This is a genomic window from Hymenobacter negativus, from assembly GCF_017571495.1.
GTDB lineage: Bacteria > Bacteroidota > Bacteroidia > Cytophagales > Hymenobacteraceae > Hymenobacter > Hymenobacter negativus.
On sequence record NZ_JAGETZ010000030.1, the window covers coordinates 1 to 13,754 of the forward strand.

The following is a 13,754-nucleotide window of genomic DNA, read 5'->3' on the forward strand; positions in this document are numbered from 1 at the left end:
TGGAGCTGCCCCTGGCCGGCCTGGCCCCCGGCGTCTACTCCGTGCTGGCCCGCACCCCCGCCGGAATCGTCGCCAAAAGACTCGTCGTCCAATAACTAATTTACCTCTCACTGGCGCTAAACAAAAAGCCCTCACTGCATTAGTGAGGGCTTTTTGTTTGACCCATGGGTTCACCTTTATTAAAAAAACCTCCCGCCAATGGCGAGAGGCTTTCCGAGCTATGAAAACAACTGTCCCCTGTAGAGACACGCCATTATCTACGCTGAATGCTGACCGGTTGGATTGACCGGCCGCAGTTTTTATGCCCCATCCATCCGCACAATTTTTGGCGTGAATGAGCCAAGCACGTCCACCAAGTCCTGCTGGTGCGCCATTACCTGCCGAATGTCTTTGTAAGCGGCCGGAGCTTCGTCGAGGCCGCCGCCCAGCAGGTCCACGCTGTGGTCGCGCAGCTCGCGTCGCAATTCACCTTCGGTGATTTTGGCCTTGGCCTGGGTGCGCGAGAGGCGCCGCCCGGCCCCGTGCGAAGCCGAGTTGAGCGACTCCCGCTCGCCGCGCCCGCGCACGATGAAGCCCGGGGCCGTCATCGAGCCGGGGATGATGCCGATTACGCCCGCCCCGGCCGGCGTAGCGCCCTTGCGGTGCACAATGGCGGTGCGGCCGTCGGCCAGCACTTCTTTCCAGGCGAAGTTGTGGTGGTTTTCGACCTGCGCCAGGGGCTTTTCGCCCAGCGCCTGGCTGAGGCGGCGGTGAATGTCGTGGTGGCAGGCCGAGGCATAATCGCCAGCCAAGTTCATGGCCGCCCAGTACTCTTGTCCTTCCTGCGAGTCGAGCGAGAGCCAGGCGAGGTGCCGCGCCTCGGGCGGTAGGGGGCATTTGTCCATGGCTACTTTGGTGTAGTGTTGCGCAATGGCCGCGCCCAGCCCGCGCGAGCCGCTGTGCGAAAGCACGCCCAAGTATTGGCCCACAGGTACGCCGAGGTCGTTTTTCGCGTCGGTTATGTCCACCAGGCCAAACTCCACGAAGTGGTTGCCGGAGCCCGACGAGCCGAGCTGCTTCACGGCCGACTCGCGCTTTTGGCGTGCCACCGCAATTTCTCGAAACTCGGGCCGGTCGAAAATGGGGTCGTCAGTGTTCACCTTTTTGAAGACCTCCTTATTGCCGAACTTGGTGTGGTGCAACAGCAGCTTGCGCAACTCGTCGCGCCGCTGCTCCAAATACTTGGGCGGCAACTCAAATACCGACAGCGCCATGCGGCAGCCGATGTCCATACCCACGCCGTAGGGAATCACCGCGTTATCGGCCGCCAGCACCCCGCCAATGGGCAGGCCGTAGCCCTGGTGGGCGTCGGGCATGAGCGCGCCATCGAGGGTGATAGGTAACTGCATGGCTACATCCATCTGGCGCCGGGCGCCGTCCTCGATGAAGTCGTTGCCGTAGCGGCGGTAGTCCTTGATGGCGGGATTCAGGGCCACGTCGCGGGCTGGCTGGGGCACCAGCTGCTCGGCTACCGGGCGCCAGTTTTCATCGCGCACGTATTTGAACGGGTCGTCCTTGATTTGCTTGAGCAGGGCCAGGGCGCTACCCTTGTCCATTTTTTTGAATTCCTTTTGGGCCAGTACATCCAGGGCGCGGTTAATAGCCGAGCCCTCGGGGTAGCCGATTTTGCGGAGGTCGTTGCCGCGGAGTTGGTTTGCCATAGCGCGATTGGGAAAGGGTGAGAGTCCTTTCTCTACGACGCCGAGAAGGTGATGTTTGGAGTGGTTTGCGTAATAAAAAAAGCCTCAACTGTAGCAATTGAGGCTTTTTTAGGAAGATGGCGACTTACTGCTTGCGCGTTCGGTCAATTAAATGAAGCTCTGAATTCCAAAGGCGACAAGCTGGTTTTGGTTTTGAAGAGCTTGCTGAACGACTGCAAATGCTCGAAACCGAGCTCATAAGCAATTTCACTAACGGTCAGGCTGGTAGTCGACAGCTTTTCCTTTGCTTTGGCTATCAGCTTGGCATGAATGTGCTGCTGGGTGTTCTGCCCGGTTACGACACGCAATATGTTGCTCAGGTACTTGGGCGAAAGGTGCAGCTGCTCGGCCACATGCTTGACGGTGGGCAGGCCCTTTTCAGCCAAATCCGGGCTGTTGAAATATGCTTGGAGCAGGGTTTCTACTCGCTCAAGCACCTGATGATTTGCTTTCTCCCGGGTAATAAATTGGCGGTGGTAGAATCGGTCCGCGTAATTCAGCAAGCTCTCCACTTGCGACACAATAATCTGCTTGCTAAACCGGTCGATGGGCGAGCTGTATTCCTGCTCAATAGCCAAAATAATGGCCGTAATGGTGGCTTCTTCCTTGGCCGAAAGGAATAGCGCTTCGTTGAATGAATAGTCCCAAAAGTCGTAGCGCTCAATGGTTTTAGCCAGCGGCGTATTCCAGATAAAATCAGGATGGATGTAGAGCACCCACCCCGATTTTTCGACCGGTTCGGCATGGTTGGCCACCGAGATGCTAAACACTTGGTTGGGCGCCATAAAGGACATAATGCCTTCGTTAAAATCGAACGGCTGCTGCCCATATTTCATGCTGACGTTCCGCATCCTCTTCACGGAAATAGAGTAGAAATCCAGCAGCAAGCTAGCCGGCTCCTCGTCCCCAAACGGTGGCACGGCGCCCACGTCAACCACGCTCATGAGCGGGTGCTGCGGCTTGGGCAGCTGCCGGAATTCGTGAAACTCGCTTATCGTCTTAAAATGCCTCATTTTGGCGCAGCTTCGGTGCTTATTTCCAGTACCAACTTGCCCCGCACGTGCCAGGTTTCGCTTTCGCGGTGGGCGGCCGCCACTTCTTCCAGCGGATACACTTTACTGACGAAAACCCTGACGCTGCCCGCCTCAATCAACTCCGCAATTTCAGTAAGCCAGTCCTGCCGCGCCTGGTTGGCCGAGAGTTCGCCGGTGGCGTTTTTCCGGGCCAGCGCGGTCAGCATTTCCTCATTGAATGGGTAATCCAGGTTGACGCTGACGAAGGTTCCACCGTCTTTCAGCACCGCCACCGCCTTCAGGCGCTCGGCGTTGTCGCGCAGCGGCGAGGCTTCCAGCACCACATCCACGTCATGCACCAGTTCTTCAAACTGCTGGCTCCGATAATCAATCACCTCATCGGCCCCCAGCTGCTTCAGGTACTCCAGGTTGCCCGCCGATGACAGGCCAATAACATACGCGCCCTTGGCCTTGGCAAACTGCACGGCAAAGCTGCCAACCCCGCCCGAAGCGCCTTGAATCAAAATACGTTGCCCGGCCTGCAGCTTACCTTGCTCGAAAAGCGCCGTCCAAGCCGTAAGGCCGGCCAGCGGCACCCCAGCGGCTTCGTTGAAGCTAATATTCCCGGGCTTGCGGGCAAACTGGCTGGCTTTTGCCGCGCAATACTCCGCGTAGCTGCCGTCGCCAGGAAAATTAGGAATCCCGTACACGGCATCGCCTTTCTGAAAGGCAGTTACCTCGCTGCCTACCTCCTCCACAATGCCGGCCGCATCCCAGCCGATGGTCATGGGCAGGGTCAGGAAGGACCGCAGCGCCTCGTTGCCGCCTTCCCGCACCACCCAATCCACCGGGTTTACGCCACTGGCGTACACTTTCACTAAAATCTCGTCCGCCGCGGGCACGGGGCGCGCTACGTCTTCTACTTGCAAAACTTCGGGGCCGCCAAAGGCGTGAATTCTTACCGCTTTCATAAAGAGTTGTTTTTCGGTTAAGTTGATGACACAAAGTTCCCCGTTGCTCAAGCAGCAGGTTTAACCGAAATGCCCTTTGTATTAGCCGAAATGACGGCCGGCAGTTGATGGTACAAAAAAACAATCATGCAGCGTGCAGCAAAGCATCTCGCGTGCAGCAGTAACCCTTTCTTGCGATTGAATTACTACTGCACGCGAGATGCTTCGCTGTGCTCTGCATGACGTTCTTCCTATTCCTCAATACCCATCATGCGCCGTCCATCCGCACAATTTTGGGCGTGAACGAGCCCAGCACATCCACCAACTCACGCTGGCTGGTCATCACGGCACGAATGTCCTTGTAAGCCTGGGGCGCCTCGTCCAGCCCGCCACCGATTAGCTCGATGCCGTAGTCGGCGAGGTACTTGCGCACCTGGCCTTCGCCCAGCTCGGCCTTAGCGCGGGTGCGCGACATTAGCCGCCCGGCCCCGTGTGACGCCGAAGCCAGCGACGCAGCCACGCCGCGCCCGCGCACAATGAAGCCGGGGGCCGTCATCGAGCCGGGGATGATGCCGAGCACGCCCGCGCCCGCCGGAGTAGCCCCCTTGCGGTGGGTGATGACCTCGCGGCCGTCAGCTAGCCGCTCTTTCCAAGCGAAGTTGTGGTGGTTTTCCACTTTCGCCAGGGGCTTTTCGCCGAGGGCTTTGGCCAGGCGGCGGTGAATCTGCTCGTGGCAGGCCGAAGCATAGTCGCCGGCCAGCGTCATGGCGGCCCAGTATTCCTGGCCGGCTTCGGTGTCGAGGCCGAGCCAAGCGAGGTGCTGGGCTTCGCCGGGCAGCTGACACACGTCCTTGGCGAGCTTGGTGTAACGCTCGGCAATGCCAGCGCCCAGGCCCCGCGAACCGGAGTGCGACAGCACGCCCAGATATTGGCCCACGGGCACGCCCAGTTCGTTTTCCGCCTCGGTAATTTCGACAATACCGAATTCCACGAAGTGGTTGCCCGAGCCGGAAGTCCCGACTTGCTCAGCCGCTTTATCAAGCTTATTACGTAGGAAAGGGATTTCCTGAAACTCGGGCCGGTCGAGTACGGCGTGGTCCAGGCGCTGGCCCCGCTCCCAGCTTCGGCCGCTGCCGAAACGGGTGTTTTCGAGCAGCAGGCTGCGTAGCTCCTGGGTGCGCTGCGTGAGGTATTTGGGCGGCAAATCGAATACCGACAGGGCCATGCGGCAGCCGATGTCCACGCCCACAGCGTAGGGAATCACGGCGTTGTCCGTGGCCAGCACGCCGCCGATGGGCAGGCCGTAGCCGTGGTGGGCGTCGGGCATGAGTGCGCCGGCCACGGTCACGGGCAGCTTCATGGCCGTTTCCATCTGGTGAATGGCGCTGGGGTCGATGTGCTCGGCTCCAAACACGGCGTAGTCCTTACGCTCCACCAGGCTAATGTGGCGGTTGGGAGGCGGCAGTAAAGCTGCGGCCGTGTGGCTCCAGTCGAGGTGGGTGAGGTAGTCGTTGGGATTGGCAATGAGTTGACCTAGCAAGGCAAGCTGGTCGGTTTGCGAGAGTTTTTTGAGGTGCTTGCGCTGCAATTGAGCCAGCGCGAGCCCGATGGCACGGCCTTCGGGGAAACCGAGGTTTCGGAGGTCGTTGCCGCGTAAAATATTGGCCATGAGAATGGTCGTTGCACGAGGTTGAGGCGCATAATTAGGCCTCAGTCGTTGTTGATGAAAAAGAAATAAAACGGGCCGGGCAACAGGCGCAACACCCACGTTTTTGCACTCCAGAATTTGTGCGGCCGCCAGCAATTGCCAGCGGTTGGGGTCGAACCGAAGTATGGCGGTGCTACGGCACCAGCCCGTTTTATTCAGAAAAAAACCGGAGCAACAGACGTCCCGCGTATTGGCCCAGAGGGCCGACGTGACAGGTCGAAGTAGCACGAGACTACGGCATCCGGCCGGGTTTGTAGCGTGGACTCTGCGAGTCCGCGCCGGGGTAAACGTTATGTAATCCGCGGACTCGCAGAGTCCACACTACACTGAAAACCCTGCCCGAGGCAACAAGCACCCGGCCTTCTAGTCCTGCTCTACCAAACTGAGCTACGGCTACTGCTTGCGCAGCTTCCGGCGGGGTTCGAACCCGCGACCTGGGCATTAAAAGTGCGAAGTATGGCCGGGCTACGACACCCGGACAAGGTTTGAAATAGATTGTATTGAGGCAAAAAGCGGCAAGTGACTTAAACGGTATTGCGCTTTCGACCACTCAGCCACTTCAGGCATTGCGGCCTGAAGGAGGGATTCGAACCCCCGATTCCAATCGGAACAACATAAACGAAGGAACACTTGCCTACGGCACCCAATACAAGAGTTTGTTTCCGGCTGGGGCAACAGGCGCCGGGCCAGTTGGAGCGGCCCTACCAATGCACGTTCGCACCGCCTCGCGGCAGCACTTCGGGAGTCGAACCCGCGACCGCCCCTCATTTGGAGCGAAGAAAGGCCCAGCTACGGCACCCATCCGGAAACGTATTTTTAAACTTAACTCCCGAAAAATTCAGGGCAACAAGCGGTGGGCGTGTCAACCGCAGCCGAGGCTACGGAGGGGGATTCGAACCCGAGAAACTGCCCGTGGGACAATTCTTTCAACCAAGCGAAGTAACGCCCGCCTACGGCACCTGAACCAAGCGGATTCTGCCGGGGTGGGACGGGTCACGTGGTGGCCCCGTCCCGGTCGGCGACTGCCCCAAGTGGGCAGCCGTCTTCCTCATATCGGCAAGTAGAAGTAAGGGTTAAACGGTTAGAAAAGCGGTTTTAGTATGCGTTCGAAGGCCTGGAGCGTGGCTTGCGGCGGCTTGGGGTCGAACACCGCGAAGTCGAGCCGGCGGAAACGGCCCTGGATGTTGGGCTCTGCCAAGGCTTCGGCAAACAGCGTGGCAATTTGGGCCGGGTCGTTGGCGAACACGCCGCAGCCCCAGGCTCCGAGAATCAGGCTGTCGATGCCATGGCGGGCAGCCGCGGCCAGCACCAGCCGGATGCGGCGCCGCATGGTGGGTACCAGTGCCGGCAGCAATTCCGGACTGTTGCGTTGCAGCGCCCCGGCATTTACAGCCGGTGCCGTGATGATGTCTACCTGGAACGGCTCGGGAAGCCACTCCCCTGCTTCGCCGCGGAATACCGGCACACTCGGTGCATAGCTGAAGTAGTCGCTGTAGAGGCCCGTGCTGTCGGGCCGGGCGTTGTGGGCATACATTTCCCGGAACTGCGTCAGGCACGGATAGAGGCCTGATGAGCGCGCCAGGCTTTCCTCCTGCGCCTGGCTGCCACCCAGAAAACCGCCGCCGGGGTTGCGGGCCGACGCGAAGTTCAGGCAGCCCACCCGGCCGCCGGCCGCGACCAAAGCGGCAGCAGCTTCCAGCGTGGTGGCGTGGTACACGCGCACTTCGGCCGGGGCGCCGCCGGGCTGGTCGAACGCTTGCAGAAGGTCGGCTGCGTCGGCGGGGCGGTAGAGGTGGCTGCCGGTTTCGGCGGCCCGCTGGGAGGCAGCCAACGACACCGATTGGCCGGTGGCCGTTTGGTAGCCGCCCTGCTCCAGCGCAGCCAGCGTGCTAAGGGCAATGCGCGTGCGCACGTCGCGATTTAGAGTAGTAGGATTCATGGTGAAAGGCAGAATTTATCGAGCAGCGGCCCGGGAATAACGGCCGCTTTGTTGTTGAAAGATGTTATTCCCGGGGTGGGTTTGGGTGGAATGAATGTGCTGCTTAGCAAGGGGAATGAGCGGCGGGCACTATGATGGAGGGACTCGAACCCTCGCCACTGAAGTGGCCAACCCTGCACCTCGCGAAGTAAGCCACGCCTACGCCACCTTGCGCCGTAGCGGCCGGGGGTTTCGCTTTATTGCCCAGCCGGTTTTTGGTTATTTTTTCTCTGTAATCCTGAGTTTGCGAAGGACCTTATCACGCCTGAGTTGATTGCATTACTACAGATTGTTCATTGATGACAAGGTCCTTCGCAAGCTCAGGATGACAGGTGATTATGATAACTACAATTCAATTTTCTCAATTTCCGTCAGGGCCGAGCCGCCGTTATCCAGCGCGGCCAGCACGTCGAATACCTTGTCGGACCAGCCAGCGATGAGGGCCACGCCCGTTTCGGGGCGCACCTCCAGCGGAGCAGTACCGTGCCCGGCCAGGTCGAAGAGGTAGAGGCGGGCGTTGGGGGCCACGGTGCGGCGGTAGTCGTCCCAGATTTGGCTAAACACACCGCCGCCATTAGTGCTGTTCCAGAGCTGGCAGTCGGTAAAAATCATCACCTTGTCGACCACCTCGCGGCGCAACAGCAGCTCCTGCACTACCAGATGGCCGTTGGTGGAGTAGCCTACCTCGCCTTCGCGCTGGTAGAGTTCGTCCACGTTGCGCAGCACCGGGCCGCGGGGCAGACTGATGCGCTTCCAGATGTTGCCGAATATGCCGGTAATCACATTCTGGCAGCGGCTCTGCAGCAACATGCTCAGCACCAGTCCCACGTCGTAGAGCAGCACTTTGCTGCGCGCCGAAATGGGTTGCTGCATCGAGCCCGACACGTCGCAGGCCAGTACCACGCGGGTGTCGTGCCCGAAGCCCCGCAGGTTCACCGCGCTGTGCGCGATGGCCGTTTCCAGGGCTGCCAACACGCCGGCCACGTGGCCGCTTTGCAAGGCTTTCACCTCGCGGTAAGCGGCCAGGAAGCGGAACGGTAGCTGCTTGCTGCGCGCCACTGCAAACTGGTCGGCCAGGGTGTCGCACACCCGCTCCATCGTAGCAGCCGACACATTGGCTTCGAGAATGTTGCGCAGGTTGCGCAAGAGGGCCATATAGCCCAGCTTGCCGCTGCCAATGAGCGTTTCCCAGGTCTGGCGGACGGCCGTTTGCCGGTCCGCATCAGTAGCATAAGTCCCCTGCCCTACCGCCGACAGCTCGGTTTCCCAGGTGTAGGGCGTGGGCAATTCACCGCGTACCAGTTGGTTGAACAGCGCTTGCTGAGCCTCGTCCTTGGCATTGGGGTGCACCAAGAAGAGGGCATCGCGCAGGCGCACGGCCCCGTCGCGGTCGTACTTGGCCAGCTGGTAGCCGTCGAAACGGTTGAAGCTGAGCGCCAGGCCTTTTTGCAGCTGCTTGGAGAGGCGGTTGAGAATTTTGGTGCCGCTCCGGGCGTTGGCCTGGGCGTAGAAGGCCAGCAATTCAGTGATTTCATCGGGGCGCTGCACCACGCGGGCCACTAGGCGGCTTACGAGGTTGTCGCCGCGGTGCAAGCGGGCCAGCTCCACACACAGCACCAAGGGCACCGAGCGCAAATTCAGGCTCTCACGGGCATACACCGCCAACTGCGCCACAAACTGCGGCTCATTCTTCGCCACCAACTCGCGCAGACGCGCCAGGCGAGTGTCGGCTTTTTCGTAGAACTGGTCGCTGAGCGCGGCGGTGGCCACGGCGGCATACAGCTCTACCTGGGGCGTGAGCGTGAAGGCGGGTGCGCCTTCGTGGTTTACCGTGGGGGCGGTAGTTCGGGAGAAGAAGTTGAAGCGCATAATTGGTAGGGTTGAAAGAGTTGATGTTTTATTGGTGGTGAGGCACTAGCGGTGTAGCGTGGACTCTGCGAGTCCGCGTATTGGCGGAATCTTTGAGCGAAATAGGGTTTTCGTCCATTCAGGCACGGACTCACAGAGTCCAGGCTACAGTCATTTTATTCCCACTCAACCCCGACGTGCTTTGAAAGCACCAAGCGGGCTTGGCTGAGCCATTGGATTATCCACGCGTGTTCCTGCGTGGTCATCCAACGATTGTATTTGCCGCGCACCTGCACCACGGTGCGGTTGGCGGTCACTTCGATGGTGAGACCGCGGGTGCCATCCACGGTCAGCGAAAAGATGCCGCAACGGCCCGCCAGGCACGATTGCAGGTAGGTGGCGACGCAGTTGCGCTGCGCGTTTCCCTCTTCCTGCAGTTGCACGGAGGTAGTGAGCTGCTCGATGCGTACCGGCCCGGCCAGGAAATTATCAACTGGCAGGCCTGCCCAGTTGCTGCCGGCCATGTTAGCGCCGCCCGATTGGCGACGCGCCCGAGTTTGGCCCTGATGCCACTGCTCGGTTTGGGCCAGCACGGAGGCCATGCTGCGGCCTTTGAGGGTGAAGCCCGGCTGGGCCGGCTCCGGCCCGATGCCGACGCTGCGCTTCTGATGAATCCAGTCGCAGACGGGACCAAAATGGCGCGGGTCAACCATGGGCGAAGCGATGAAAAAGTCCACCACGCTCAGCCAGAAGGCATCATCGACCAAGGCGGCGCGGCCCAGGCGCGATTCCATTACCACGACCCACCACTCCAACGCGTCGCGGGCGGCGAGTTGGGCGTAGCGCAAGGCTTCGCGGAAGGTGCAGCCGGCGGGCGCCTCCCGCATGCCGTGCTCCAGCCGTTTGCTAATGGGCACGGGCAGGCGGGGGAAGCTGCGCAGCGAATGTCCTTGCCCAAGGTGCAGGGTCAAATCGGGCAGATTCACGCCGTCTTGTGCCAGCGTCGGGCGCGTCCAGGACTCAATCAGCCAGTCCGGCGCGTTGCCGTAGCGGTCGAATAAGTGCCGGACCAGGCTGGAGAGCTGCCGGAACACGTTGCTGCTCTTGGGCTTCCAGTCGGCTACTTCGCGCACGCGCTTGGCGTATCGACTAGCCAGGGCAGCCACGTTGGGGGCCAGTTCGGGGCGATGCAGCAGGCCGGTACGTTTGGTCGCCAAGGCCCGCAACGCGCCTCGAATGTTACCCTCCTCCGCACTGGTGCGACTCGCTACACAAGCTGCATACAACTGCGCCAGGGCCGAATCGACGCCCAATGCTTCGTAAAGTGCATGGGGCGAGCCGAAGGAAAACATGTATTCTACTTGCTTAGACTGGGGCCAATTGCGCCAGTCGATGTGCCGCGCAAGTGCGACACCGGCCTCTTTCCAGCGGTAAGCTTCCGCCGAGAGGGGTTTGTTACGGTTTGCCATAAAGCGGGGGCCTGCCCGCAGACAGCGCCTAGCTAGGTTTTCATATGAGGGAGAGTGGGCGCCCGCAATTGGCAGCCCGATTTCAGCCGTTTCTGGTTTTGCGCAGGGCGCAAACTATGGGCCGCTGGCTGGAGCGGCTGGCCCGCAGCAAGGGGCCAATAAGCAGGAGGTGGAGCTAAGAAACGCACAGCTGAAAAGGGGACTTAGAAAGATGAAAGTGGAGGATTCTACAGGTGAATTAGCAAGCAGTAATTAATTAAAGAGAACGCATTCATTAATCCATTTTGAATTAAGCGCACCTTTCCCGTTCAAATAAAAACGTGTTTTTATTTGGCAATTAATTACACGAAAAAGCCCGGCTTTCAGGGCCGAGCTTTTCTAGTTCGCGGGAGTTTACGCCGAGGTTATCGACGCTTCCGACAAAGAAGAAAAGCACGGCCGCACCAATCCAGCAAGCCGCCATCGGGCCGTAGCTGGTACTGTTTGGGCAGGTAACTGGGGCGGATATTGTGCATGGATTGAATGAGGTAAGCAGTTGACGGACCGACTAACAACAAAAAACCCGAGCTTATGGGCTCGGGCGGTGTCAAACTTCAGCGGGTGCTGAAATCAGGCAAACGTACCGAGCGGGAGCAGCCGTTCCGACTGCATCTTATCCGAATTACTTGTGAGGAATGTGTGGCGGTACATGGTTGTTTGCTTTTAGTGAGACAAAGGTTGGAGATTAATTTTAATTGCGCAAATTATTTTTAAAAATAATTGATAAATATTTTTTTTGATTCGATTGCAGATAAAAACGCAACTTGATTTTATCAATCTAAAATTCCGTCATGCAGGGAATAGTGAAGCATGAAGCGGTGGTTTCGTTCTGGATTTCCCAGCAATCTAAAAACATCTAGCCCTAATTCGTAGTACCTGCGGCGTATGCCTTGCCTCGCTACTTCCGACCATTACACCCTCGACCTGCCCGACGGGCACCGCTTCCCCATCGCCAAGTATGCGCTGATTCGGGAGCAGCTATTGTGGCAGGGCATCGCCGCGCCGGAGGATTTTTACGAGCCGGGGCTGTGCGCGGAGGAAGACATTTTGCGCGTGCATACCGCCCAGTACTGGCATAAGGTGCGCGATTTGCAGCTGTCGCCCCGCGAGGTGCGCAACCTGGGCCTGCCGCAAAGCCCGCAGCTGGTGCGCCGCTCGCTGAGCAGCAGCGCGGGCACCGTGCAATCGGCGCGGCGAGCCCTGCGCGATGGCATTGGCCTGAACCTGGCCGGTGGTACCCACCACGCCTTTGCCGACCGGGGCGAAGGTTTTTGCGTGCTCAACGACCAGGCCATTGCCGCCGCGCACCTGCTGGCGCAAGGTTTGGCAAAGCAGGTTTTAATTGTGGATTTGGACGTGCACCAGGGCGATGGCACGGCCAGCATTTTCCGAAATGAGCCGCGCGTTTTCACGTTCTCTATGCACGCAGGGGCCAATTATCCGTTGCGCAAGGAGCAGTCGGACCTGGATATTCCGCTGGTGCTGGGCACCGGTGATGCGGAGTATCTGGCTCAGCTCTCCGCTACGCTGGAACCCCTGGTGGAGCGCGTGCAGCCTGATTTTATCTTCTTCCAGGCCGGAGTGGATGTGCTGGCGACGGACAAACTGGGCAAGCTGGCCCTCACGCCGGCCGGCTGCCAACAGCGCGATGAGTTGGTACTGGGCTTGTGCCAGACCCGGGGTCTGCCGGTGGCCGTGAGCATGGGCGGCGGCTACTCCGAACGGCTGGCAGATATTGTGGACGCGCACTGCAATACGTTCCGGGTAGCATTTGACTTGTGGTAACCCCAACCCCAGCCCCTCCCCTCCGGGGGTGGAGTGAAGCCGCTGCGGTCAACAAACCTACCTTTGCACGAAATGAAAAAAGCTGATTCTGCGCACCCTGCGCCTATTTATGTGCCCGTGCGGCTGGATGAAAAACCCGCTGGCACGCCCGCACAACAAGCATTCCGGCAGGCCATTCTGGACGTGGAAAACCTGCGCGAGCGGCTGCGCGACCTACGCACCGAGCAGGCCGAAGCCCGGCGGCGCTACTGGCAACAGGTGGGGCCAGCGGCGGGGGCCGTAGTCGCAGCCCGGCGCAACCTGTTTCCAGCCCTGGAAGAAGCCCTGCTGCTGGGCTACTTCAGCCGCCTGGAAGAGCAGCAGATTACGGAAGTGATTCTCGGCAATGCGCGGGCGCTGGAAGACCGGTTTGGCGAGGACGAGGATGAAATAATTCGGAAGTATGCGCCGGCTGGACGCCGTCAAACGGCTGGTGCTGGCGAGAAAAAATCTGGCGATGCCGAGCCCAAAGCCGCACCCGAGTTCATCCCCGACCCGAGTCTGCCGCCGCACGAGCAAGCCGCCCAGGCGGCCAAAGCGCGCCGCAAAACGAAGGCTCAACGCCAGCAGGAAGCCATCGACCAAGCCGCGCAGGCCGACCAAAAGCAGCTCGAATCCAACACCAAAACTATCTACCGCCAGCTGGCCCGCACGCATCACCCCGACCTGGAGCGCGACCCCGAAAAGCAAGCTGCCAAAACGGCCCAGATGCAGCGCATCACGGAAGCCTACGAGGCCGACGACCTCTACACGCTGCTCCAACTCCTGGCTGAGTCTGGCCCCGCCGACGCGGAAGCCGACGACGTACTGACCCGCTACACCCGCGCCCTGCTCCAGCAGCAAACCCAGCTCAAGCAGGAAATGAACGAGCTGAAATACGGCCCCAATGGCTTCATTACGGGCTCCGGCAAAAAGCAGGAGCTGGAGCTACGTCAGCTCAAGCGCGACTTGCGGGCCGAAGCTGAGTACGTGGCGCATGTTGGGCGAGTAATAAGCGAGGCGGAAGGGCTGCGGGAATTGTTGCGGCAACTGGCAGCCGAGGGATTGGACAGCCTCTAGACGAAAAAAGCACGCCGAAAAAAGTCCTGCTGAGCGAAGTCGACGGGAGTTTACGGGGCAGGCTATCGGGGCGGGTTGGCTGGCGGAGGTGCGCGGGCTTCGCGCGGCGGGGCGGTGGGGGGGGGGG

General features: G+C 60.0%; 9 protein-coding genes. 2 read left to right on the plus strand and 7 right to left on the minus strand.

What is annotated here, in order from left to right; translation table 11 throughout:
- Positions 1-299 precede the first annotated feature (299 nt).
- From J4E00_RS29195 to J4E00_RS29225, 7 genes are all read right to left on the minus strand, one after another.
- The gene (locus J4E00_RS29195) at positions 300-1,700 is read right to left on the minus strand and encodes an RtcB family protein (RefSeq protein ID WP_208178900.1); all 1,401 of its coding nucleotides are present in this window, start codon (positions 1,698-1,700) and stop codon (positions 300-302) included.
- Between the two features lie 143 nt (positions 1,701-1,843).
- Positions 1,844-2,752 (minus strand): helix-turn-helix domain-containing protein, encoded by a 909-nt coding sequence (locus J4E00_RS29200; RefSeq protein WP_208178901.1) that lies wholly within the window; start codon positions 2,750-2,752, stop codon positions 1,844-1,846.
- Positions 2,749-3,723: an NADP-dependent oxidoreductase gene (locus tag J4E00_RS29205; protein ID WP_208178902.1), complete on the minus strand. Its 975-nt coding sequence runs from the start codon at positions 3,721-3,723 to the stop codon at positions 2,749-2,751. Before J4E00_RS29205 ends, J4E00_RS29200 begins: the two co-directional genes overlap by 4 nt.
- A 247-nt stretch (positions 3,724-3,970) precedes the next feature.
- Complete coding sequence (locus J4E00_RS29210) at positions 3,971-5,371, minus strand: RtcB family protein (protein WP_208178903.1); 1,401 nt, start codon at positions 5,369-5,371, stop codon at positions 3,971-3,973.
- Between the two features lie 1,120 nt (positions 5,372-6,491).
- Positions 6,492-7,349: a TIGR02452 family protein gene (locus J4E00_RS29215; RefSeq protein WP_208178904.1), complete on the minus strand. Its 858-nt coding sequence runs from the start codon at positions 7,347-7,349 to the stop codon at positions 6,492-6,494.
- 384 nt (positions 7,350-7,733) lie between these two features.
- Positions 7,734-9,257 (minus strand): TROVE domain-containing protein, encoded by a 1,524-nt coding sequence (locus J4E00_RS29220; RefSeq protein WP_208178905.1) that lies wholly within the window; start codon positions 9,255-9,257, stop codon positions 7,734-7,736.
- Positions 9,258-9,412: 155 nt separating this feature from the next.
- Complete coding sequence (locus J4E00_RS29225) at positions 9,413-10,705, minus strand: PcfJ domain-containing protein (protein WP_208178906.1); 1,293 nt, start codon at positions 10,703-10,705, stop codon at positions 9,413-9,415.
- Positions 10,706-11,629: 924 nt separating this feature from the next.
- On the opposite strand from J4E00_RS29225, the gene J4E00_RS29230 reads away from it, so the two are divergent.
- On the plus strand, positions 11,630-12,529 hold the full coding sequence (locus tag J4E00_RS29230) for a histone deacetylase (RefSeq protein WP_208178907.1): 900 nt from the start codon (positions 11,630-11,632) through the stop codon (positions 12,527-12,529).
- A gap of 72 nt (positions 12,530-12,601) precedes the next feature.
- The gene (locus J4E00_RS29235; RefSeq protein ID WP_208178908.1) at positions 12,602-13,627 is read left to right on the plus strand and encodes a J domain-containing protein; all 1,026 of its coding nucleotides are present in this window, start codon (positions 12,602-12,604) and stop codon (positions 13,625-13,627) included.
- Positions 13,628-13,754 lie beyond the last annotated feature (127 nt).